Source organism: Bradyrhizobium ferriligni (assembly GCF_056837965.1).
The window spans coordinates 120,228-141,219 of record NZ_JBXEJO010000004.1 but is presented as its reverse complement, the minus strand read 5'-3'; the positions used below and the strand labels follow the sequence as shown (position 1 = coordinate 141,219).

The window sequence follows — 20,992 nt, the reverse complement described above, 5'->3', positions numbered from 1 at the left end:
GTCTTCGAACGAGAGTGAGCAAGGTCACGCCTTGGTACTTAGTCCTTGGCGTTCGCGGTTTCCACCGCCCTGCGCGTCAAAACGCCGATCAGATGCGCGCGGTATTCCGCACTGCCGTGCAGGTCGCTGTTCAGCCCGTCGGCCGAAACCGCGATGCCGTCGAGCACCTTGTGCGAGAAGCGCTTCTTAAGAGCGTCCTCGAACGCGGTGACGCGGAAGACGCCGTCGGAGCCCGCACCGGTGACCGCGACGCGCACGTCGGACGGACGCTTGGCCACGAACACGCCGACCAATGCATAACGCGAGGCCTGGTTGCGGAACTTGACGTAGGCCGCCTTCTTGGGCAGCGGGAACATCACCTTGGTGATGATTTCGTCGGCTTCCAGCGCGGTCGAGAACAGGCCCTGGAAATACTCCTCGGCCTTGAGGCGGCGCTTGTTGGTGACGATGGTCGCGCCCAGCGCCAGCACCGCGGCCGGATAGTCGGCGGTCGGGTCGTTGTTGGCGAGCGAGCCGCCGATGGTGCCGCGGTGGCGCACGGCGGGATCGCCGATCAGGCCGGCAAGCTCGGCAAGCGCCGGGATCGCCTCGCCGACGATCGCGGAGTTCGCGACTTCGGCGTGCTTGGCGGTGGCGCCGATCACCAGCGAGCGGCCCTTCATCTCGATCGTGTCGAGACCTTCGATATGGGAGAGGTCGACCAGATGCGGCGGGCTGGCGAGCCGCTGCTTCATGACCGGCACCAGCGTGTGACCGCCGGCAATCAGCTTGGCGTCCTCGTTCTTCACCAGGAGGTTGGCGGCCTGCCGCACGGTGCCGGGACGGTGATATTTGAATTCGTACATTGGAATGTCCTGATCGCGGTCGCGATATTTACTGGGGCATGATCTTTTCGGAAAACCGCTTCACACTTTTCCGGATCATGCCCTAAGCGAGGTCCGATTTGGCCATCGCCTTGGCGCCGGCGGCGATCGAAGCGACGATGTTCTGGTAGCCGGTGCAGCGGCACAGATTGCCTTCCAGCTCCTCGCGGATCACCTCGTCGGAGAGCTCGTGGCCCTTGCGATGGACCAGGTCGACCGCGGTCATGATCATGCCCGGCGTGCAGAAGCCGCACTGCAGGCCGTGATGCTCGCGGAAGGCCTCCTGCATCGGATGCAGCGGCGCGCCATCGGCCGCCAGCCCCTCGATGGTCTTGACCTCATGACCGTCGGCCATCACCGCAAGCGTCGTGCAGGACTTCACCGCCTTGCCGTCCAGATGCACGACGCAGGCGCCGCACTGCGAGGTGTCGCAGCCGACATGGGTGCCGGTCAGCCGCAGGTTTTCGCGCAGAAACTGGACCAGAAGGGTACGGGGGTCGACATTCGCGTTCACGGGGTTGCCGTTCACGATCATTGAAATCTTGGCCATCAGCACTCTCTTATCTGCGCCACCGCATATCGGCGAAGCAGGCGGTTTTAAATCATTCCAGACGGCATAATATGGGCGCGCCCCGCGATGGGCAACCTTTGGAGCCACCCGTCCAGGACATAACGGCAAGACATGGCCGGACCTGAATAATCCAGCCGAAAGGCGGGGCTAACCCTGCACCGCCTTGGCGAAATTTGCAAAGAATTCATCGGCCAGCTTCTTGGCGGCGCCGTTGATCAGGCGCTGGCCGAGCTGGGCGAGCTTGCCGCCGATCTGCGCCTCCACATTGTAGCTCAGAAGCGTGCCGCCATCCTTGTCGGCAAGGCCAACGGTGGCGCCGCCCTTGGCGAAGCCGGCCACCCCGCCCTCGCCTTCGCCTGAGATCTTGTAGCCGTTCGGCGGGTCGAGATCGCTCAATGTGACCTTGCCCTTGAAGCGGGCGGAGACCGGGCCGACCTTCATCTTGGCGGTGGCGCGGAAGCCGCCCTCGTCGGTCTTCTCCAGCTCTTCGCAGCCGGGAATGCAGGCCTTCAACACTTCGGGATCGTTGAGCTTGTCCCACACAGCCTGGCGCGGCGCTGCAAGCTGGACTTCGCCGGTCATTGTCATGGCCATGGGGGATCTCCTCGATCGCTAGAACCTTTTCCCCCAAGTAAAGCAGCCGGGGCGCAAAGGAAAGGGCACCTTCGGAGGATGAGCGATGCATATTCGCAACCGCAGCAAGCCAAGCCCATTGTTCACGAAATCGCGCAATCCGCGTCGTTGAAAATGCAGGCAGCCCCGGGGCATTGGCAGGGACGCGCGGGAATGGTTAGGTCGCCGGCCATGAGCACAGCCCTCTCTCCCCTGCTCGCGCCGATGCTGTCGAGCGCCGCGATGCGCGCGGTGTGCGACGACGCCGCCACGCTGCAGAACATGCTGGATTTCGAGGCCGCGCTGGCCCGCGCCGAGGCGGCCTGCGGCGTGATTCCCGCAGCTGGCGCAGGACCGATCGGCGCCGCCTGCAAGGCCGAATCATTCGACCTGGCCGCGCTGGCCGACGCCGCGATGCGGTCCGGCAATCTGGCGATCCCGCTGGTGAAGGCCCTGACCGCCAGTGTCGCCAAGGCCGACGCCGGGGCGGCGCGCTACGTGCATTGGGGCGCGACCAGCCAGGACGTCATCGACACCGCGACGATGCTGTCGCTGCGCGCGGGGATCGACGCGCTGCTGGCCGACCTCGACCGCGCCGTTGCCGGCTTCGCCAAGCTTGCGCGCGCCCATCGCGACACCGCCGTGGTGGCGCGGACCTGGCTGCAGCACGCCCTGCCGATGCCGTTCGGCCTCAAGCTCGCCGAATATGCCGCGGCGCTGCATCGCTCCCGCAAGCGCTTGCTGCGCCTGCGCCGCCAGACGCTGGCGCTGCAATTCGGCGGCGCCGCCGGAACGCTCGCCGCGCTTGGGGACAAGGGCCTGGCGGTCGCCGCCGCCCTTGCGCAAGAGCTCGATCTGCCGCTGCCGGATGCACCCTGGCATACCCATCGCGACCGCATCGCCGAGGCCGCGTCGGTGTTCGCGATCCTCGCCGGCAGCTGCGGCAAGATCGCGCGCGACGTGTCGCTGATGATGCAGACCGATGTCGGCGAGGCGTTCGAGCCGGCGGGCGCCGGTCGTGGCGGCTCCTCCACCATGCCGCACAAGCGCAATCCGGTCGCTGCCGCGAGCGCGCTGGGGGCTGCGACCATGGCGCCGAACCTCGCCGCCACGATCTTCGCCGCGCAGGTGCAGGACCATGAGCGCAGCGCCGGCCCGTGGCACGCGGAATGGCCGACCTTGCCGGCCCTGATGCTGGTGACCTCGGGCGCGCTCGCCGCCATCGTCGATCTCGCCGAAGGGCTCGAGGTCGATGCGGCGCGGATGCGCAGCAATCTCGATGCGACGCAGGGGTTGATCATGGCGGAAGCCATCACCTTTGCGCTCGCCGAAAAGATCGGCAAGAGCGACGCCCATCATCTGATCGAGGCCGCCAGCAAGCGCGCGGTCGCGGAGGACAAGCATCTGCGCGAGGTGCTGTCGGCGGACGCCAAGATCACCGCACATCTCGACGCGAAACGAATCGCGGAGCTGTTCGAGCCGATGACCTATCAGGGCGCCTCGCAGGCGCTGATCGACCGCCTGCTGGCTTCACTGGATGACAAATAGCGACGATGTCATTGCCGGACAAAAGCGCGAAGCGCGTCTTCGCGCAGATGACCCGGCAAGCGCATAACGAGAGGGACAAGACGATGCCGATGATCAACGCCGACGGGTGCCTGCTCAACGTCCAGGTGGATGGCCGCGACGGCGGACCGACCTTGATGCTGTCGAACTCGCTCGGCTGCACCTTGCAGATGTGGGAGCCGCAGATGCGGGCATTGACGCAGCTGTTCCGCGTCATCCGCTACGACCGCCGGGGTCACGGCAAGTCCGGCGTGCCGGCGGGCCCTTACTCCATGGAGCGGTTCGGCCGCGACGTGCTGGCGATCCTCGACGACCTCAACATCGAGAAAGTGCATTGGTGCGGGCTGTCGATGGGCGGCATGGTCGGACAGTGGCTGGGAGCGAATGCCCCGGAAAGATTCGGCAAGATCATCCTCGCCAACACCGCCTGCTACTATCCCGATCCGACCAACTGGCTGAATCGCATCAAGGCGGTGAAGGAAGGCGGCATCGCCGCCGTCGCCGACACCGTGATCGCGGGCTGGCTGACCGCCGATTTCCGCGAGCGCGAGCCGGAGACCGCGGCGCGCATGAAGGCGATGCTGGTTGCCTCGCCGGTCGAAGGCTATCTCGCCTGCTGCGAGGCGCTGTCGACACTCGACCAGCGCGCGCTGCTGCCCAGGATCAAGAGCCCGACCCTGGTGATCGCGGGCAAGCAGGACATGGCAACGCCGGTGTCGGCGGGCGAAATGATCCGCAGCGGCATTCCCGGCGCCAGCATGACGCTGCTCGATGCCGCGCATATTTCCAATGTCGAGCAGTCGCACGCCTTCACCGAAGCCGTGGTCGGCTTCCTGACGCAACGGTAGCAACGAAAAGCGTTGTTGCAACGCAGGGACTGCGTAGCCCGGATGCAGCGAAGCGAAATCCGGGACAAGTCTTCGGCCGATGCTGCCCCCCCGGATTGCGCCGCGCTCCATCCGGGCTACGATTTTCATGAGGAGACATCCATGGACGACAATCAGCGCCGCGACGACGGCATGACGCAGCGCCGCAAGGTGCTCGGCAATGAATGGGTCGACAAGTCGATCAAGAACCGCAACGCGTTCAACACCGACTTCCAGGACCTGATCACGCGCTATGCGTGGGGCGACATCTGGACCCGGCCGCATTTCGATCACCGCACCCGCCGCGTACTTGTGATCGGCACCATGGTCGCACTCGGCCAGTGGGACGAATTCCGCCTGCATGTGCGCGCGGCGCTCGCCGAAGGCGGCTTCACGCCCGAGGACATCAAGGAGATCCTGCTGCAACAGGCGATCTATTGCGGCGTGCCTGCGGCCAATCACGCCGTCAAGGAAGCCGGCGCAATCATTGCCGAGCTAGGGTTGCTGAAGGGATAGCTCGCTCGCAGGCGCGCCCGCCTCGACGACAGGCGCCTCGACGGCCCGCTTCGGCGCGGTCTCGAACAACATCACGATCGCGGTCCCGAGCAGCATCAGGAGCTCGGCCGCATGCATGCGTAGCGCTTCGATCTCGCCGACCTTGGAAGCGATCATCATGCTGGCGAAGCTCAGCACGCTGCCGAGGCAGAGCGCCACCGCCAGCGCCTCGTCGGCGCCGCTGCTGCTCTTGCGCAGCGGCGAGAACGCGGTCATCGCGAGGAAGACCGAGAAGAACGCCACCACGGTGATCCGCGCCAGCGCGAGCAGCCACGCGAGCCGCACCGTCGCCATCTTGCCGAGGTGCAGATAGTCGCTGGCATAGAACGCGATCGACACGCTCGGCCGCTCATAGAGGCCGTGGATCGGCGACACCATGATGCTGAAGGCGATGATGGTCCAGACCGGAATGAAATAGGCCGCAAGCAGCGCGCCATTGAAGGAGCTGATCCGCCAGTTGTTCGACATTGCCGCTTCCCGTGCTTCCCGCGCCTTATCCGATCGGCGACGATTCAGGGCGCGAGCTAACGCCGATCAATTGCCGGCAGCAATTTAAACCCTTTGTTAAGGTTAAGCGCGATGCGATGGTTCCGGATCGATGCGATCGGGGCCCGGCCGGGATCTGCGCGAGATCGGCGCCGGCCGGGGATAAAGGGGGTAAAATGACCGAAAGAACGCGCGTTTTCGTCGCAACGCCCTGCTACGGCGGCGATCTGAAGATGGCCTATGTGTTGTCCGCCCTGAAGCTTCAGGCTGCGGCCACGGCCCGGGGCATCGACATCCAGTTCCATCTGATCGGAAACGAATCGCTGATCGTGCGCGCCCGGAACGAACTGGCCCACCAATTCCTTGCATCCGGCGCCAGCCATCTCCTGTTCATCGATGCCGATATCGGGTTCGAACCCGAGTCCGTCTTCCGGCTGCTGGATTGCGGCACTGACGTTTCGGCCGCGGCCTATCCGCTCAAGCACATCGATTGGGCCAAGGTGCAGCGGGCTGCGGAGGCCAAGCGCAAGAACCTCGCGTCATCCTCGCTGGACTATGTCGTCACATGGGAGGGCGACCAGATCACGGCGCGCGGCGACGGCTTCGCCAAGGTCCGATATGCCGGAACCGGCTTTCTCATGATGAAGCGATCCGCCCTCGTCAGGCTGTGCGACGCCCATCCCGAACTCAAATATCGTGCGAACCACAAGAGCAACGACTTGAACACCGGCGACCTGGTTCGCGCCGACCTCGACCGCGTGTCGCTGTTCGAATGCATGATCGACAAGACGACCGGCGAGTATTTGTCCGAAGATTACGCGTTCTGTCGGCGCTGGATCGATCTCGGCGGCGAAATCTGGCTCGACCTTCGAAGCGAGCTCACGCATTTCGGTTCATACGCCTTCCGCGGCCGCTTCGCCGACCAGTTGGCCTGAACAAGACAGCCCAAGCGAACAGGATTTAAGCCGAAACAAGGAAGGCCTCGCCCTTCGGCGAGGCCTCCCTGCCAGTTCGGCTCAATTGTCCGAATTAGCGCTCCGGATTGGGCTTCTGGCCCTGCCGGCCCGGATCCTGCTGTTGCTGGCCGGGCTTCTGGCCGCCGCCCTGCTGCTGCTGGCCGGGCTTCTGATTGGGGTTCTGGTTCGGCTGTCCCGGATTCTGATTTGGGTTGCTCATTCAGCTACTCCCTTTGCTTTCATCAAGCTGGGGACAACGCGCGCGTCGGAAGCGCGGTTGCGCGGGGAACACGGGTTCCGGCGTGATCATTGCAAGGCAAGGCCATGTCGGCCCTGTGACATCGGAACCGCATCCGCCAAACTAGTTATGTACAAGCCCTTTCTGCTGCTGCCACGCTGTTGCCGCGGCCGGGGTTCCACTGTTAGAAAACGACACGACGCGACGGATCAGGCTGCCGGGGCCCTCGCCGCGTCACCCTCGACGTAGCGTTTTCGAGCGAAGTGGGAACCGGTTCGCGTGAAGAAAGCGCGTCCAGATCAACACGAGAGCCTGGTCGGTTCTCAACCGAACAGGCTCTGACGGCAGCGTATGGATTATTTCGCCCAGCAATTGATCAACGGCCTCGTGCTCGGTTCGATCTACGGCCTGATCGCCATCGGCTACACGATGGTCTACGGCATCGTCGGCATGATCAACTTCGCGCATGGCGACATCTTCATGATCGGCGGCTTCATCGCGCTGATCTCGTTCCTGGTGCTGGTGTCGCTCGGCCTCACCGCGATCCCCCTGATCCTGCTGATCGTGCTGCTGGTCTCGATGGCGATCACCGCGCTCTATGGCTGGACCATCGAGCGCATCGCCTACCGGCCCTTAAGGCATTCGTTCCGCCTGGCGCCGATGCTGTCGGCGATCGGCATGTCATTCGTGCTGACCAATTTCTCGCAGGTGTCGCAGGGCGCGCGCGTGAAGCCGGTGCCGCCGATCATCACCGGCGGCTACACGCTGCACGAAGGCCCGGCGGGCTTCGCCGTGCAGCTCTCCAACATCCAGATCATGGTCGTGCTGGCCACCATCGTCGTGCTGGCACTGTTCACCTGGCTGGTCTCGCGCACCCGGCTCGGACGCGACATGCGCGCCTGCGAGCAGGACCAGACCATGGCCGCGCTGCTCGGCGTCGACGTCGACCGCACCATCTCGATGACCTTCGTGATCGGCGCCGCGCTCGCCGCGGTCGCAGGCATGATGTATCTCTTGTATTACGGCCTGGTCGATTTCTTCATGGGCTTCGTCGCCGGCATCAAGGCGTTCACCGCCGCCGTGCTCGGCGGCATCGGCTCGCTGCCGGGCGCGATGCTCGGCGGGCTCGCGATCGGCCTGATCGAGACGTTCTGGTCGGCCTATTTCTCTGTGGAGTACAAGGACGTCGCCGCGTTCTCGATCCTGATCGTGGTGCTGATCTTCATGCCGACCGGCCTGCTTGGCCGTCCCGAAGTCGAAAAAGTCTGACAGGCACTTCGTGAGCGCGACCTCAGCCCGCCCCTCGCACGCCGCGCAGCCCTCGGGCAGCGCCTTCATTCTCAAGAAAGCCCTGATCAGCGCCCTTGTCGCGCTGGTGCTGTTCTCGCTGATGATCGGCATTCGTACCGAGGCCGGGCCGCAGGGCGGCCTGATCTACTGGACGCGGTTCGGCGACCTCGCAGCCCTCGTCGGCGCGGTGTTCGGCGGCAGCATCGTCGTCGAGTTGCTGCGGCAATGGTGGGGACCGGTCGACAAGGACCGCGTCGTGCCGAAGCCGGTGCAATCGGCGATGTCGTTCGCCGGCCGCTGGCTGGCGCCGGCGCTCCTGGTGTTCACCTTCCTCGTCCCTGTCATCTTCTACAACCAGCGCTACATTCTCGACCTGTCGATCCTGGTCCTGACCTATGTGATGCTGGGATGGGGATTGAACGTCGTGGTCGGCCTCGCCGGCCTGCTCGACCTCGGCTACGTCGCGTTCTACGCGGTCGGTGCCTATTCCTACGCGCTGCTTGCGACCAATTTCGGATTGTCGTTCTGGGTCTGCCTGCCGCTTGCCGGCATCCTGGCGGCGTTCTGGGGCGTGCTGCTCGGCTTCCCGGTGCTGCGGCTGCGCGGCGACTATCTCGCGATCGTGACGCTCGCCTTCGGCGAGATCATCCGCCTCGTCATCATCAACTGGCAGAGCCTGACCGGCGGCCCCAACGGCGTCTCCGGAATTCCCCGCCCGACCATGTTCGGCATTCCGCTGACGGCGGGTGATGACGGGCTCGCCGCCAAGCTCGGCATCGAATTCTCGCCGACCCACCGCCTCGTCTTCCTGTTCTACCTGATCCTGGCGATGGCGCTGATCACCAACTGGGTGACGATCCGGCTGCGGCGGCTGCCGATCGGCCGCGCCTGGGAGGCGCTGCGCGAGGACGAGGTCGCCTGCCGCGCGCTCGGCATCAACACCACGACGACCAAGCTGACGGCGTTCGCGACCGGTGCGATGTTCGGCGGCTTAGCCGGCGCGTTCTTCGCCACGCGGCAGGGCTTCATCAGCCCGGAATCCTTCACCTTCCAGGAATCGGCGCTGGTGCTGGCGATCGTGGTGCTCGGCGGCATGGGCTCGCAGCTTGGCGTGGCGCTCGCCGCGCTGACCATGATCGGCGGCTTCGAGCTGTTCCGCGGCCTCGATCAATACCGCATGCTGGTGTTCGGCATGGCGATGGTGCTGCTGATGATCTGGCGGCCGCGCGGGCTGATCGGCCATCGCTCGCCGACCGTGTTCCTGGAACGCAACCAGGCGATCTCGTCCGACCTCGTCAAGGAGGGCCACGGATGAGCGGCGACCACATCCTCACCGTCGACCGGCTGATGATGCGCTTCGGCGGCATCGTCGCGGTCAACGAGCTGTCCTTTGCGGCCGAGCGGCGCAAGATCACCGCGCTGATCGGGCCGAACGGCGCCGGCAAGACCACCGTGTTCAACTGCATCACCGGGTTCTACCGGCCGAGCGGGGGCGCGATCCGCCTCGCCCATGACGACGGCCGCACCATCCAGCTCGAACGGCTGAACGATTTCCGCATCTCCAAGCAGGCCAAGGTGGCGCGCACCTTCCAGAACATCCGGCTGTTTCCCGGCATGACGGCGCTGGAAAATCTGATGGTCGCCCAGCACAACGCGCTGATGCGCGCCTCGGGCCTGACCCTGCTCGGACTGCTCGGCCTGCCGTCCTGGCGCGAGGCCGAGCAGCGCGCCATCGATCTGGCGCGGACCTGGCTCGCGCGCGTCGGCCTGCTCGACCGCGCCGACGATGCCGCGGGCAACCTGCCCTATGGCGACCAGCGCAGGCTCGAGATCGCGCGCGCGATGTGCACTGAACCTGCGCTGCTCTGTCTCGACGAGCCGGCGGCCGGACTGAACGCGCGCGAGAGCGGGGGGCTCAACGAACTGCTGCTGTCGATCCGCAACGAACAGGGCACCTCGATCCTCCTGATCGAGCACGACATGTCGGTCGTGATGGAGATCTCCGATCACGTCGTGGTCATGGATTACGGCGTCAAGATCGCCGAAGGCGCGCCGCAGACGGTGCGCGACGACCCCAAGGTGATCGCCGCCTATCTCGGCGCCGACGAGGAAGAGGCGATCGCCGTGATGGAGAGCGGCACGTGAGCGCGGCACAGGCAACGACACCCCTGCTCGCGGTGCGCGGCGTGCGCGCGGCGTATGGCAAGATCGAGGCGCTGAAGGGCGTCGATATCGAGATCAATCGCGGGGAGATCGTCGCTCTGATCGGCGCCAACGGCGCCGGCAAGTCGACGCTGATGATGACGATCTTCGGCAGGCCGCGCGCCCGCGCCGGCGCCATCGAATTCGACGGCCGTGACATCACCGGCGTGCCGACCCACGAGATCGCGCGGCTGCGCATCGCACAATCGCCGGAAGGCCGGCGGATCTTTCCGCGCATGAGCGTCGCGGAAAACCTGCAGATGGGCGCCGATGCCACCGAATGCAGCGAGGCCGAGCGCGCAGCCGGGCTGGAGCGGGTGTTCGCGCTGTTCCCGCGCCTGAAGGAACGCGTTGCGCAACGCGGCGGCACGCTGTCGGGCGGCGAACAGCAGATGCTCGCGATCGGCCGCGCCCTGATGAGCCGGCCGCGGCTGTTGATGCTGGACGAGCCCTCGCTCGGGCTCGCGCCGCTGATCGCGCGGCAGATCTTCGACGCCATCCGCACGCTGAACCGGCAGGACGGCCTCACCGTGCTGATCGTGGAGCAGAACGCCAACCATGCGCTGAAGCTCGCCCATCGCGGCTATGTCATGGTCAACGGCCTGATCACGCTGGCCGGAACCGGCGCCGAATTGCTGCAGCGCCCGGAAATCCGCGCCGCCTATCTGGAAGGCGGCCGCCGCGGCTAGCTTAACGTTCCGTGCCGCCCCCGCAAGCAAGACGCAGCTGATACAGCGTCGATTTGCCTGAAAATTGCCGGTGACTTCGCTGCGAAATCAGCTGAGAATGCCCGCGGTTTTGGGGCCCGGCGTGCCGGGCCCCTCCGCAAGAGGCAACGACCACGAGGGACGTCTCATGAAATCACTGAAGCTGATCGGCCTGGCATTGGGCGCTTCGTTCGCATTATCGGCGAGCGCGTTCGCGCAAGACATCACCATCGCAGTCGCGGGCCCGATGACGGGCTCCGAATCCGCTTTCGGCCGGCAGATGAAGAACGGCGCCGAGCAGGCGGTCGCCGACATCAACGCCGCCGGCGGCGTGCTCGGCAAGAAGCTCGCGCTGGAAGCCGACGACGACGCCTGCGATCCGAAGCAGGCGCGCTCGATCGCGGAAAAGATCGGCTCTTCGAAGATCCCGTTCGTGGCCGGCCATTTCTGCTCGTCGTCCTCGATCCCGGCCTCCGAGGCCTATGCCGACGCCAACGTGCTGCAGATCACCCCGGCCTCGACCAACCCGCTGTTCACCGAGCGCAAGCTCTGGAACGTGGCGCGCGTCTGCGGCCGTGACGACCAGCAGGGCCTGGTCGCCGCCGACTACATCATGAAGAACTACAAGGGCAAGAACGTCGCGATCCTGAACGACAAGACCACCTACGGCAAAGGCCTCGCCGACGAGACCAAGAAGGCGCTGAACAAGGCCGGCTTCCAGGAGAAGATGTTCGAGTCCTACAACAAGGGCGACAAGGACTTCAACTCGATCGTCTCGCGCCTGAAGCGCGACAACATCGATCTGGTCTATGTCGGCGGCTACCATCAGGAAGCCGGCCTGATCCTGCGCCAGATGCGCGACCAGGGCCTGCAGACCGTGCTGATGGCGGGCGATGCCATGAACGACAAGGAGTTCGCCTCGATCACCGGCCCCGCCGCCGAAGGCACGCTGTTCACCTTCGGCCCGGACCCGCGCAACAAGCCGACCGCAAAGGCGATCGTCGAGAAGTTCAAGGCCAAGAACATCGATCCGGAGGGCTACACGCTCTACACCTACGCCGCGATGCAGGTCTGGACCCAGGCCGTCGCCAAGGCCGGCTCGACCGACGCCAAGAAGGTGATGGACACCATCAAGGCCGGCGAGTGGGACACCGTGCTCGGCAAGATGGCCTTCGACGCCAAGGGTGACATCAAGGCGATCGACTACGTCGTCTACAAGTGGGACGCCAAGGGCAACTACACCGAGATCAATCCGAAGGGCTCCTGAGCCTCTCGCGCGTCTGATCCAATCAGAGATACGAGAACGCCCCGGTCCGCCGGGGCGTTTTTCTGTTTGCCGGATGCCTGCAAGTCTTACCGCACGCCTCCGCCCGCCCCTGCCCGACGGTTGATGCATCCGTCGCGGCTGCTATACCGGATCGATCGGACAGCAGGCGGATGGACCCATCGTGAAAAACCTTCTCACCGATATTGCCGGCGTTGCCGTCGGCCATGCCGACGATCCCACGGTCGCCTCCGGTGTCACCGCCATCCTGTTCGAGCGGCCGGCGGTCGCCTCGATCGATGTCCGCGGCGGCGGTCCCGGCACCCGCGAGGAAGCGCTGCTTTCGCCGCACAACGTCGTCGAGGCAATCGACGCCATCGCGCTGTCCGGCGGCTCGGCGCACGGGCTCGATGCCGCCGGCGGCGTGCAGGCCTGGCTCGCCGAGCGCGGCCGCGGCTTCCGCATCCGCGACGCGGTGATCCCGATCGTGCCGGGCGCGATTTGCTTCGACCTGCTCAACGGCGGCAACAAGGCGTGGGGACGCTTTCCGCCCTATCGCGATCTCGGTTACGCGGCGGCCAACGCCGCCTCTGATGACTTCGAGCTCGGCAGCGTCGGCGCCGGCCTGGGCGCGACCACGGCCAATCTGAAGGGCGGCCTCGGCTCGGCGTCTGACGTGACCGACGACGGCGTGAAGGTGGCGGCGCTTGCAGTGGTCAACGCGGTCGGCAGCGTCACGGTCGGCAGCGGCCCCTGGTTCTGGGCGGCGCCGTTCGAGGTCGGCCGCGAGTTCGGCGGGCGCGGCCTGCCGCCCTCGTTCACGCCGGACATGTTGAAGGCGCGGCTGAAGGGCGGCGCTGACGCCAGCGCCGCCGAGAACACCACCCTCGTCGTTGTCGTGACCGACGCGCAGCTGACGAAGCCGCAGGCGCGGCGGCTTGCGATGATCGCGCAGACCGGCATGGCGCGCGCGATCTATCCGGTGCACGCCCCGCTCGACGGCGATGTGGTGTTTGCCGCCGCGACCGGCGCCAAGCCGATCGATCCGCTGATCGGCCTCACCAAGCTCGGTGCGCTCGCCGCCAACACGGTGGCGCGCGCAATCGCCCGCGGCGTCCATTCAGCGACCGCGCTGCCATTCGCCGGCGGGCTGCCGAGCTGGCACGATCGGTTCGGTTAGTTCGAATTGAAGCGACGCGCTCGCGGAGACTCCCCCTCACCCGGAACGCATCTGACGATGCGTTCCGGACTCTCCCCGCACGCGGGGCGAAGCAGAGGCAGTCTGCTCTATTCGATGCCAAGTGTGTCGAGCTACGCGCTGACCGAAATCGCAGCGAAGTTCTGCGCGGAGATCGCCTTCGCCTGGCGCTGGATCAGCTGCTCGACGATATTGTAGGACGAGGCCGCGTTGAGGGTCGCGGAGGATGCGGCCGGCGTCGTCATCGCCACCTTCGAGCCGTCGGCATAGGTCGTCGTCGTGGTGGTCGAGCCGTCGCTGTTGGTCACCGACGTCGAGGTCGCCCCGTCCAGCGCCTGCATCAAGGGATCGGAGCCCGATCCGCCCGCGCCGGAGCCGGATCCATCGCTCGAGCCACTGGCCATGTGATGGCGATGATGGCCGCCCTTGTGGCCCTGCAACGCCTGGGACATCTCGTCGAGGCTGACGCTGCCGTCGCCATTGCTGTCGAGCTTGGAGAACACGTCGTCGGCCTGCGCCGTGTTGGTGCCGCCGGCGCCGAGCGCGTTCTCGAATTCGGACTGGGTGATCTTGCCGTTGCCGTCGGCATCGATCTGCGAGAACAGGTCCTTGAGCGCACCCGACCGGCTGGCCGCCGTCGGGCTGTTTGAAACCGCGGTTTGGGACTGGCTTTGCGCGGAAATCAGCGCGCCCATCGTCAGCGGCGAAATCTGCGGAGAGCCGCTGCCGGTGCTGCTGCCGGTCGACGTCGATGTACCGGTCGAAGGGGCGAACAGGCCGGAGGTCTGACTCCCCTGACCGGAGTTGCCGGTCTGGGTCGTCGACTTCGACGACATCAGCGAGCTCAAGAGGTCAATGGCCGACGACGCAGCGCCAAGGGCGAACAGCATGGCAATACTCCAACGGGCCGCGCCTGGCGGCTCAAACGCTGGTCAGTGGCTGAGCAAGGGGCGTGCCATGGCAAAAACCCAGTAAAACCAGGCGGTCCCGCGTCGAAGCGGGTTCCGCGCACCCGGCAAGAGCTGCCGCCGGCGGAAGAATTTTCCGGTCCCAGAGCGCCGTCCGCTCGCATTGCCCGCCACGCGTCCGCATGTTAGGCGGACTCACCCGTCGCCCCCTGAAGTCTTCCGGAACAGCTGACATGACTCAGTCATTCACCCCGCGTCCCCTCGTTATCGCTCCGTCGATCCTGGCGTCGGATTTCTCAAAGCTCGGCGAGGAGGTCCGCGCCGTCGACCAGGCCGGTGCCGACTGGATCCATCTCGACGTGATGGACGGACACTTTGTGCCGAACATTTCCTATGGCCCCGACGTCATCAAGGCGATGCGGCCGCACACCAAGAAGATCTTCGACGCCCATCTGATGATCTCGCCCTGCGACCCCTACCTGGAGGCGTTCGCCAAGGCGGGCTGCGACCACATCACGGTGCATGCCGAGGCCGGCCCGCATTTGCACCGCTCGCTGCAGGCGATCCGCACGCTCGGCAAGAAGGCTGGCGTCTCGCTCAATCCGGCAACGCCGGCGAGCGCGATCGAATATGTGCTCGACCTGATCGACCTCGTGCTGGTCATGTCGGTCAATCCCGGCTTCGGCGGCCAGGCCTTCATCCGCTCGGCGATCGGCAAGATCAGCGATGTCAGGGCGATGGTCGCGGGCCGCCCGATCGACATCGAGGTCGACGGCGGCGTTGCGCCCGACGTCGCGGGCCAGCTCGCGGCCGCCGGCGCCAACGCCTTCGTCGCTGGGTCCGCCGTGTTCAAGGGCGGCACGATCGAGGCCTACAAGACCAACATCGCCGCGATCCGCCATGCGGCGGCCGAGGCACGCGGCGAAGCGATCTGATGATCCGGAGAAACTAGAACAACGCGGGCGGCGTGACCGCGGCATTGGCCGCAGGGTCCGCCGCCCTATCGCCCTCGCCGTCGTCCGCTTGCGATGCCAGCCGCGACGGCCGAACCACGGTCACCGTGCACGGCGCTTCCCCCGCGACCTTGGCGGACACGCTGCCGAGCAGCGCGCGCCGCGGCGAGTTCTGCCGCGCGCCGATGATGATGTGGTCGACCAGATTGACCGCGGCGAATTCCAGGATCGCGGCGGCGGGATCGATCGCCTCCAGCACATGCACGGTCAGCCGCCCTTCCTCGAGTCCGAACGGTCGCGCCCAGTGCTGCAGCGCCACCAGGCGGTCGACATGCTTGTTCTGGCCCTGCTCGTCATGGGTGCGGTCGATCGCCAGGCGATTGAGCTTCAGCACGTTGACGCAGGCGAGCCGCGCCGACGGCGAGGTCGACAGCACCCGCTCGGCGATGACGCGGATAGTGTCGTTCAGCGCCTCGGCCCCCTCGCCGATATCGAGCGCGACGGCAACGATCGGGCTCGAGGCGAGTTGGGCCGCGACATCGGACTTCGGCCGCGGCGGCACCGCACCGAGATTGAAGCGGCGGCGCCAGACCGTGCCGAGCGGATCGCGGCTCAGCCGCTGCGCCCGCGCCGTCAGCTTCACCTGATCGGGATGGCCGAGATCGAAGGCAAGCTGCGCCGCGGTCGGATAGCGCGCCACGGGGTCGATCTCCAGACAGCGCAGCACGATCTCCTGCAGCCATGGCGGATAGTCGGGCTTCAGCTGGCGCGGCGGATAGGGGTCACGCCACAGCCGCCGGCGCATGCCGCGCAGGCTTTCAGTCTCGCCGAACGGGCGGACGCCGGTGGTGAAGAAATAGAGCAGCACGCCGAGCGAAAACAGATCGCTGCGCGGATCGTCGCGCACGCCGAGCAGGCGCTCCGGCGCCATGTAAGGCGCGGTGCCGTAAGGCAGGCGAAACTCCTCCTGCAACAGGTCGGGCAGATGGCGGTGATGCGAGAGGCCGAAATCGATCAGCACCGCCTCGCCACGCTCGCGGAACATGATGCTGCTCGGCTTGATGTCGTGATGGATGACGTTCTGCCGGTGCAGGCTGGCGAGCGCGATGGCGACCTTGCCGCCGATTACCCTCGCCTCCTCATACGGCAGCGGCAGCTCGCCGAGCCGCTTGTAGAGCGTCTGCCCGGGGATGCGCTCCATCACCACATAGGCCTGGCGCTCGAAGTCGCCGGTGCCGAAACAGGCCGGCACGTGCGGCCCCGACAGCCGCGGCAGGATCATCTGCTCCATCTCGAAGCTGACGATCGCGGCCGGATCCTCGCCCTCCGAGGTCAGCGGCACCTTCATCAGCAGCGGCACGGTGATGCCGGGATGGGTGACGCTCCACAGCGTTGCCATGCCGCCGCGATGCACGCGCTCGCCGATGGTGAAGCCATCGATCTCGGCGCCCGCCTGCATCGCCAGCGCCGCCATCGGCGTCACCGGCCGAGCGGCAGACGGTCGGCGAGCCAGTGCGGCAGGCCGCTCGCCTTGATCCGCGCCGCCGCGGTGGCGACATCGTAGGGCACGCGATGATAGGTGATCTCGCGGCTCGCGGTGTCGAACATCGCAAACGACGCCGCGGGATCGCCGTCGCGCGGCTGGCCGACCGAGCCGAGCACCGCAAGCCAGCGCCGCCCCGGCAGCAACTGAACGGCGATGCCCGAGGTCGGAACGAAGCTCGTCATCTTGGCGGTCGAGGACATCGAATAGAGGCCGGGACGATGGATGTGGCCGCAGAACGTGATGTGCAATTCGGTGGCCATCATGCTGCGCGCGGCGTCGGCGGTGTCGCGGACATAGCGCCATTTCGTGGGCTCCGAAGCTTCGGAGTGCACGTAGAGCCTGTTGTCCTCCTGCCGCGACATCGGAAGCGCGGCGAGGAACTGCTTCTGCTCGCCGCTGAGCCGGCCGCGGGTCCAGTCGATCGCGGCCTGCGCTTCGGCATTCATGCTGTCGCTCGGCACGCCGATCGCATTGTCATGATTGCCGCGCACCGCGATCGCCCCCTTGGCGACGAGGTCCATCACCGTATCGACGGCCCATTCCGGATCGGCGCCGTAGCCGACGATATCGCCGAGGCAGATCAGCCGCTCGGCGCCGCGCGCACGCGCAGCGTCGAGGCAGGCGGCGAAGGCCTGCCGGTTGGCGTGAATATCGGCGAACAGTGCAAGCCGCATCGCGTTCCGCGTTGCTGATCCCTATCCGATATCAAGCACACGCGGCCCCGGGCTCGCAATCGGGCCAAACGCATCAGGTGGTCAGAGGATGTCGGCAGAAAGGTCGGTCAGGGCTTGCAGACCCGCAGGCCCTTCAGCAGCAGGGCCAGCAGCGCATCGATCCGCCCCGGGCATTCCGGCTTGGCCCATTCCTCGGCATGCGCCGGGTGATGGTAGCGGACGGTGGCGTCGAACACGGCACGTGCGGTCGCCTTCACATTATCGATCTCGAACACGCCCTGCGCGACACCGTCGGACAGGATTTTCGCGATCAGGTCGACCTGCTTGTCCTTGTAGGCTTCCACCACCTCGCGCGCGCCCTGCGCCAGCGCCAGATAGGTCGCGAACATCTCGGGATCGTCGCAGACCTTCTTCTGCTTGATCGTGAAGGCGGTGCGCAACCATTGCTCCAGCCGCTCCGGCGCCGGGCCTGAACCGGCCGCGATCTTGCACAGCGGCTCGTTGGCGCGGTCGAGCCAGCGCTTGGCGACGGCATCGCGCAGCGAGGCTTTGCTGGGGAAGTGACGGTAGACGCTGCCGTGGCTGACATCCAGCGCACGGGCAACGTCGACAACGGTGGCCTTGGTCAGCCCGAAGCGCCTCAAGACATCCTCAGTTGCCTCGAGGATCCGCTCGGGTGTCAAAACCACCGCCTCGTTCATGCGTTTACCGTCTGGTTATCGCTGTCCTGCCCGCGGGTGAACTTGGCGGCTTGGGCGGCCAAGTGGCGGGCGACGCGAAGATTGAGCCACTGTTGAATCTGGGCGGTCAATTGAAAGATTTCTATGGTCATGGAGGTAGTCCTTCGAGGTAGTCAAATTAAGTCCGGCTCCCCGGCCAAACGCCGGAACAGCCACTGGGCGCCCTCCTCCCTTGGGCTGATGAGTATATACACCATCCCGCTGACAGATTTCAATATCTGTCAGACAATATTTTGTGAAATGACAGCTGTGCCCCCTGGGAAGGGCCCACCCCTGGCTTATGGGCACTACAACGTTCCGTGAGCAGCCGGGGCGATCTGCCAGTCCGCGCCTATGTCTCGCTCAGGGCTACCCGGGAGAGGTTTGCATGGACCGGCCAATGACCTTGAAGGAGATCGCCAAGATCACCGCGGGCGCGGTGGTCTCGCTCGTCATTGTCGGGTGGCTGATGGTTCTCGCGATCGCATTTCTGACGGTGCTGTGAGCCCGCCTCACCTCGCCGGCCCCTCACCGAGTCTTGCCGCCGGAATCGAAAGGGGCCGCTTCACGCAGCGGCCCCTTTGCCGGGAAAAATGGCTTGGGGATAAAATCTAGCCCCGGTTAGCCCCAAGACTACACGCTTCAGGGAATTGAGGAATTCCGGATGATTACTGTCCATCCCGCTGACTGATTATTGCCGATCCCTATTTTTATGCCACCCTCCTGGGTAGGCATCCTGCTATCGCTGCTCGTCCTTGGGCGGCATCCGGGGCGGCGGCAACGGCGTGAACACCGACCCTTGCGCGCCGGCCGGCGGAGCCACGAACGTCCCCGTGGTGGAATCACCGCCCGTCGTCTCCAGGATCGTCTTCGGCGTGATGTACTCCCTGACGAAGTCCATGATGGTGCCGTCGCCGCCGCCGAAATCCGCCGCCCGCCCGCCTTGCGGATGCCCGGCCTTGATCTCGTTCTCGGCGGTGTGGGTCTGCTCCGCCAACGCCTCGCTATAGGGAATCCGGAAGGCGCGCGGGATCGCGCTCGGCCTGTTGTCCTCGTCAAGCTCCTCGACCCAGAGATAGATCGAGCCGGGGTCGCTCTCCAGCGAATGCGGCTCCACGATCCGCGTCGACAGCAGCTTGAAGTTCGCCGGCAATTTTTCCGCGGACGCCCAGCCGAGCAGACCGCGCATGCCGCCGAAGCTGACGAAGTAGAACGCGCTGGTCACGACGATGACGACGGCCTTCAGCGACCAGTGCAGCCGCGCATAGACCAGCACGATCAGGAGCAGCGCACCGACCACCGCGTATGCGACCGCAAGCGTGAGAATGACCGACTGCAAGCTAATCATTGCGGAGCACCCTGACGCCGCTTTTCGGGACACCGGTTTTCGGATCGAGGTCGCCGCCGTTGCGCCAACTGCTGCGGAAGGTCTCGAGCAGCGATTTCGGCCGCCGGTCCACGTTGATCACCTTGCCCTCGGCGTCGAGACGAAACCTGACCGCAGTCTTCTCGTCGCCCGTGTGATCGACGGTCAGCTTGTCGTCGAAGATCACCTGCGCCGTCGGATTGAGCTTCTGCACCTTCACATTGGCCTGCACCGGCTCGCCGGTCGTCGCCTGGAAATGCGAGACGTTAACGGTGTATTCGCCGGCGACGACGCCGCGCAGCGTGACGATCTCCTCGCGGATCGGCGATGCGATCTTCTTGCCGTTGACGATGATGAAGTCGTTGGCGCCGCCGCGGTCGTCGCGATCGAGCGTAAGGAAGCCGGCCTCGCGATGCCGGTACCAGGCGATGTTGCCGGCCGGATCCTGCACGAACAGGTCGAGATCGTCAGGATGGTTGTCCGGCCAGTCCATCGTGATGATGAACTCCGCCTTGGATTCGATCTTGCCTTCCTTGGAATCCGGCGACACCGCAAGCAGCGCCAGGAAGAACAGGAAGGCGATGACCTGCAGCGCCTTGAATAGCATCACGCCGAGCGGATCGAACGGCTCCTCGCGCGGATAGAGCCCGAACTCATCCATCATGACGGCGTACCAAGGCGACGTTCCAGGGCCGGCGTGACGTGCGTCTCGGTCAGCACGACGGCGTCGGAAAACACCCGCTGGGTCGCGGAATCGAGCATGTAATACTGGATCCGGACCAGGATCGATCCGATCAGCCCGGCCAGCGTCGTGTACATCGCGACCGCCATGCCGTCGCTCATCAGGCCCATCGACGATTTCATCGCGACCTTGTCGGCGGCATCCAGCGAAGCGATCGGCGCCAGCATGATGATGAAGCCGATGATGGTGCCGAGCAGGCCGAGCTTCATCAGCGTGTCGGAGACGAAGGCGCCAAAGCCGTTGGACCCGCGCAGCCGGTCCGCCAGCGTGCGCAGCAGCAGGGTCTGGTCGATGCGCCCCTTGGCCTGCGCCTCGGCCTTCTGCACCAGGCTTTTGATGTGATCGGTGACGAGCCCGCCGGGCAGGCCGCGCGCATCTGATGCAAGCGCCCCTGATGCAAGGATCCTGGCGCCATCGGGCGCGGCAAGGATGGTGCGGCAGGAGCGCGCGACCTCCCCTTCCCGCGCGATCGCCCGCGTCCGCCAGAAGCAATGGATGCAGGTGACGATGTAGAGGACGGCGATGACGCTGGAAATGTAGGTGCGGTCGGAACTGATCATGAGGCGGATCAGCCCGTAGCGCCACAGCAGGAAGGCGGCGAACACCGAAAGGCCGGTGAAGATCATCCAGAGCAGCAGGGCGCTGCGCTCCGCCGCGTCCGTGCCGGCCGATGCGGCCGCAACGTCGACCTTGGCATCCATGCTGCGTGA

24 protein-coding genes are annotated in these 20,992 nt (G+C 65.7%); 11 read left to right on the top strand and 13 right to left on the bottom strand.

Annotation, left to right across the window (positions count from 1 at the left end):
- Window positions 1–38: 38 nt before the first annotated feature.
- From AC1VNY_RS03635 to AC1VNY_RS03625, 3 genes are all read right to left on the bottom strand, one after another.
- Window positions 39–845: an FAD binding domain-containing protein gene (locus AC1VNY_RS03635; RefSeq protein ID WP_482404120.1), complete on the bottom strand. Its 807-nt coding sequence runs from the start codon at window positions 843–845 to the stop codon at window positions 39–41.
- A gap of 82 nt (window positions 846–927) precedes the next feature.
- Window positions 928–1,413, bottom strand: coding sequence for a (2Fe-2S)-binding protein (locus tag AC1VNY_RS03630; protein ID WP_016840414.1), 486 nt, complete (start codon window positions 1,411–1,413; stop codon window positions 928–930).
- 168 nt (window positions 1,414–1,581) lie between these two features.
- Window positions 1,582–2,028, bottom strand: coding sequence for an SRPBCC family protein (locus AC1VNY_RS03625; protein ID WP_016840413.1), 447 nt, complete (start codon window positions 2,026–2,028; stop codon window positions 1,582–1,584).
- Window positions 2,029–2,238: 210 nt separating this feature from the next.
- Between AC1VNY_RS03625 and AC1VNY_RS03620 the strand changes: the two genes are divergently transcribed.
- From AC1VNY_RS03620 to AC1VNY_RS03610, 3 genes are all read left to right on the top strand, one after another.
- Window positions 2,239–3,594 (top strand): 3-carboxy-cis,cis-muconate cycloisomerase, encoded by a 1,356-nt coding sequence (locus AC1VNY_RS03620; RefSeq protein ID WP_482404119.1) that lies wholly within the window; start codon window positions 2,239–2,241, stop codon window positions 3,592–3,594.
- Window positions 3,595–3,677: 83 nt separating this feature from the next.
- Window positions 3,678–4,460: a 3-oxoadipate enol-lactonase gene (gene pcaD / locus AC1VNY_RS03615; RefSeq protein WP_069279692.1), complete on the top strand. Its 783-nt coding sequence runs from the start codon at window positions 3,678–3,680 to the stop codon at window positions 4,458–4,460.
- Window positions 4,461–4,601: 141 nt separating this feature from the next.
- On the top strand, window positions 4,602–4,994 hold the full coding sequence (locus tag AC1VNY_RS03610) for a carboxymuconolactone decarboxylase family protein (protein ID WP_028339924.1): 393 nt from the start codon (window positions 4,602–4,604) through the stop codon (window positions 4,992–4,994).
- Here AC1VNY_RS03610 and AC1VNY_RS03605 read toward each other — a convergent pair.
- On the bottom strand, window positions 4,974–5,501 hold the full coding sequence (locus AC1VNY_RS03605; protein WP_482404118.1) for a hypothetical protein: 528 nt from the start codon (window positions 5,499–5,501) through the stop codon (window positions 4,974–4,976). The two genes, AC1VNY_RS03610 and AC1VNY_RS03605, sit on opposite strands and share 21 nt — an antisense overlap.
- 194 nt (window positions 5,502–5,695) lie before the next feature.
- Between AC1VNY_RS03605 and AC1VNY_RS03600 the strand changes: the two genes are divergently transcribed.
- Window positions 5,696–6,454, top strand: coding sequence for a hypothetical protein (locus tag AC1VNY_RS03600; protein WP_028339922.1), 759 nt, complete (start codon window positions 5,696–5,698; stop codon window positions 6,452–6,454).
- 94 nt (window positions 6,455–6,548) lie between these two features.
- Here the strand turns inward: AC1VNY_RS03600 and AC1VNY_RS03595 are convergent, their stop codons facing one another.
- The gene (locus tag AC1VNY_RS03595) at window positions 6,549–6,695 is read right to left on the bottom strand and encodes a hypothetical protein (RefSeq protein WP_162832451.1); all 147 of its coding nucleotides are present in this window, start codon (window positions 6,693–6,695) and stop codon (window positions 6,549–6,551) included.
- A gap of 369 nt (window positions 6,696–7,064) precedes the next feature.
- Between AC1VNY_RS03595 and AC1VNY_RS03590 the strand changes: the two genes are divergently transcribed.
- The 6 genes from AC1VNY_RS03590 to AC1VNY_RS03565 all read left to right on the top strand — a co-directional run bounded on the left by AC1VNY_RS03590 (window position 7,065) and on the right by AC1VNY_RS03565 (window position 13,356).
- Window positions 7,065–7,982 (top strand): ABC transporter permease subunit, encoded by a 918-nt coding sequence (locus tag AC1VNY_RS03590; RefSeq protein WP_028336793.1) that lies wholly within the window; start codon window positions 7,065–7,067, stop codon window positions 7,980–7,982.
- A gap of 10 nt (window positions 7,983–7,992) precedes the next feature.
- Window positions 7,993–9,318, top strand: a complete 1,326-nt coding sequence (livM, locus tag AC1VNY_RS03585) for a high-affinity branched-chain amino acid ABC transporter permease LivM (RefSeq protein WP_028339920.1) — start codon at window positions 7,993–7,995, stop codon at window positions 9,316–9,318.
- A complete protein-coding gene (locus tag AC1VNY_RS03580; RefSeq protein WP_482404117.1) occupies window positions 9,315–10,148 on the top strand; it encodes an ABC transporter ATP-binding protein in 834 nt (277 codons plus the stop codon). The genes livM and AC1VNY_RS03580 overlap by 4 nt, the downstream gene beginning before the upstream one ends.
- Complete coding sequence (locus tag AC1VNY_RS03575; RefSeq protein WP_018272406.1) at window positions 10,145–10,894, top strand: ABC transporter ATP-binding protein; 750 nt, start codon at window positions 10,145–10,147, stop codon at window positions 10,892–10,894. The genes AC1VNY_RS03580 and AC1VNY_RS03575 overlap by 4 nt, the downstream gene beginning before the upstream one ends.
- A 166-nt stretch (window positions 10,895–11,060) precedes the next feature.
- Window positions 11,061–12,179 carry a branched-chain amino acid ABC transporter substrate-binding protein gene (locus AC1VNY_RS03570; RefSeq protein WP_028339917.1) on the top strand — a complete coding sequence of 373 codons (1,119 nt, stop codon included), beginning with the start codon at window positions 11,061–11,063 and terminating at the stop codon, window positions 12,177–12,179.
- A 181-nt stretch (window positions 12,180–12,360) separates the two neighbouring features.
- A complete protein-coding gene (locus AC1VNY_RS03565; protein WP_482404116.1) occupies window positions 12,361–13,356 on the top strand; it encodes a P1 family peptidase in 996 nt (331 codons plus the stop codon).
- A gap of 131 nt (window positions 13,357–13,487) precedes the next feature.
- Here AC1VNY_RS03565 and AC1VNY_RS03560 read toward each other — a convergent pair whose 3' ends face one another.
- A complete protein-coding gene (locus tag AC1VNY_RS03560; protein ID WP_482404115.1) occupies window positions 13,488–14,264 on the bottom strand; it encodes an EF-hand domain-containing protein in 777 nt (258 codons plus the stop codon).
- 251 nt (window positions 14,265–14,515) lie between these two features.
- Here AC1VNY_RS03560 and rpe point away from each other — a divergent pair, with 251 nt between their 5' ends.
- Complete coding sequence (gene rpe / locus AC1VNY_RS03555) at window positions 14,516–15,217, top strand: ribulose-phosphate 3-epimerase (protein WP_482404114.1); 702 nt, start codon at window positions 14,516–14,518, stop codon at window positions 15,215–15,217.
- Window positions 15,218–15,230: 13 nt separating this feature from the next.
- Here the strand turns inward: rpe and AC1VNY_RS03550 are convergent, their stop codons facing one another.
- The 7 genes from AC1VNY_RS03550 to AC1VNY_RS03520 all read right to left on the bottom strand — a co-directional run bounded on the left by AC1VNY_RS03550 (window position 15,231) and on the right by AC1VNY_RS03520 (window position 20,983).
- Complete coding sequence (locus AC1VNY_RS03550) at window positions 15,231–16,709, bottom strand: serine/threonine protein kinase (protein WP_482404113.1); 1,479 nt, start codon at window positions 16,707–16,709, stop codon at window positions 15,231–15,233.
- Between the two features lie 5 nt (window positions 16,710–16,714).
- Entirely contained in the window at window positions 16,715–17,455 is a 741-nt protein-coding gene (locus AC1VNY_RS03545) for a metallophosphoesterase family protein (protein ID WP_482404112.1), read from the bottom strand.
- Between the two features lie 107 nt (window positions 17,456–17,562).
- Window positions 17,563–18,156 (bottom strand): TetR/AcrR family transcriptional regulator, encoded by a 594-nt coding sequence (locus tag AC1VNY_RS03540; protein ID WP_482404111.1) that lies wholly within the window; start codon window positions 18,154–18,156, stop codon window positions 17,563–17,565.
- Entirely contained in the window at window positions 18,153–18,287 is a 135-nt protein-coding gene (locus tag AC1VNY_RS03535; RefSeq protein ID WP_016843141.1) for a hypothetical protein, read from the bottom strand. Before AC1VNY_RS03535 ends, AC1VNY_RS03540 begins: the two co-directional genes overlap by 4 nt.
- A gap of 626 nt (window positions 18,288–18,913) precedes the next feature.
- On the bottom strand, window positions 18,914–19,522 hold the full coding sequence (locus AC1VNY_RS03530; RefSeq protein WP_482404110.1) for a hypothetical protein: 609 nt from the start codon (window positions 19,520–19,522) through the stop codon (window positions 18,914–18,916).
- Window positions 19,515–20,204: a hypothetical protein gene (locus AC1VNY_RS03525; protein WP_028339909.1), complete on the bottom strand. Its 690-nt coding sequence runs from the start codon at window positions 20,202–20,204 to the stop codon at window positions 19,515–19,517. The genes AC1VNY_RS03530 and AC1VNY_RS03525 overlap by 8 nt, the downstream gene beginning before the upstream one ends.
- Complete coding sequence (locus AC1VNY_RS03520; protein ID WP_028339908.1) at window positions 20,201–20,983, bottom strand: MotA/TolQ/ExbB proton channel family protein; 783 nt, start codon at window positions 20,981–20,983, stop codon at window positions 20,201–20,203. Before AC1VNY_RS03520 ends, AC1VNY_RS03525 begins: the two co-directional genes overlap by 4 nt.
- Window positions 20,984–20,992 lie beyond the last annotated feature (9 nt).

Coding starts and splice junctions, on each gene's coding strand:
- AC1VNY_RS03550 (WP_482404113.1), bottom strand. CDS start 16,709: ATGGCGGCGCTGGCGATGCAGGCGGGCGCCGAGATCGATGGCTTCACC.
- AC1VNY_RS03540 (WP_482404111.1), bottom strand. CDS start 18,156: ATGAACGAGGCGGTGGTTTTGACACCCGAGCGGATCCTCGAGGCAACT.
- AC1VNY_RS03530 (WP_482404110.1), bottom strand. CDS start 19,522: ATGATTAGCTTGCAGTCGGTCATTCTCACGCTTGCGGTCGCATACGCG.
- AC1VNY_RS03525 (WP_028339909.1), bottom strand. CDS start 20,204: ATGATGGATGAGTTCGGGCTCTATCCGCGCGAGGAGCCGTTCGATCCG.
- AC1VNY_RS03620 (WP_482404119.1), top strand. CDS start 2,239: ATGAGCACAGCCCTCTCTCCCCTGCTCGCGCCGATGCTGTCGAGCGCC.
- AC1VNY_RS03535 (WP_016843141.1), bottom strand. CDS start 18,287: ATGACCATAGAAATCTTTCAATTGACCGCCCAGATTCAACAGTGGCTC.
- AC1VNY_RS03590 (WP_028336793.1), top strand. CDS start 7,065: ATGGATTATTTCGCCCAGCAATTGATCAACGGCCTCGTGCTCGGTTCG.
- AC1VNY_RS03610 (WP_028339924.1), top strand. CDS start 4,602: ATGGACGACAATCAGCGCCGCGACGACGGCATGACGCAGCGCCGCAAG.
- AC1VNY_RS03560 (WP_482404115.1), bottom strand. CDS start 14,264: ATGCTGTTCGCCCTTGGCGCTGCGTCGTCGGCCATTGACCTCTTGAGC.
- AC1VNY_RS03595 (WP_162832451.1), bottom strand. CDS start 6,695: ATGAGCAACCCAAATCAGAATCCGGGACAGCCGAACCAGAACCCCAAT.
- rpe (WP_482404114.1), top strand. CDS start 14,516: ATGACTCAGTCATTCACCCCGCGTCCCCTCGTTATCGCTCCGTCGATC.
- AC1VNY_RS03635 (WP_482404120.1), bottom strand. CDS start 845: ATGTACGAATTCAAATATCACCGTCCCGGCACCGTGCGGCAGGCCGCC.
- AC1VNY_RS03605 (WP_482404118.1), bottom strand. CDS start 5,501: ATGTCGAACAACTGGCGGATCAGCTCCTTCAATGGCGCGCTGCTTGCG.
- AC1VNY_RS03580 (WP_482404117.1), top strand. CDS start 9,315: ATGAGCGGCGACCACATCCTCACCGTCGACCGGCTGATGATGCGCTTC.
- AC1VNY_RS03630 (WP_016840414.1), bottom strand. CDS start 1,413: ATGGCCAAGATTTCAATGATCGTGAACGGCAACCCCGTGAACGCGAAT.
- AC1VNY_RS03570 (WP_028339917.1), top strand. CDS start 11,061: ATGAAATCACTGAAGCTGATCGGCCTGGCATTGGGCGCTTCGTTCGCA.
- AC1VNY_RS03600 (WP_028339922.1), top strand. CDS start 5,696: ATGACCGAAAGAACGCGCGTTTTCGTCGCAACGCCCTGCTACGGCGGC.
- AC1VNY_RS03625 (WP_016840413.1), bottom strand. CDS start 2,028: ATGGCCATGACAATGACCGGCGAAGTCCAGCTTGCAGCGCCGCGCCAG.
- pcaD (WP_069279692.1), top strand. CDS start 3,678: ATGCCGATGATCAACGCCGACGGGTGCCTGCTCAACGTCCAGGTGGAT.
- AC1VNY_RS03520 (WP_028339908.1), bottom strand. CDS start 20,983: ATGGATGCCAAGGTCGACGTTGCGGCCGCATCGGCCGGCACGGACGCG.
- AC1VNY_RS03545 (WP_482404112.1), bottom strand. CDS start 17,455: ATGCGGCTTGCACTGTTCGCCGATATTCACGCCAACCGGCAGGCCTTC.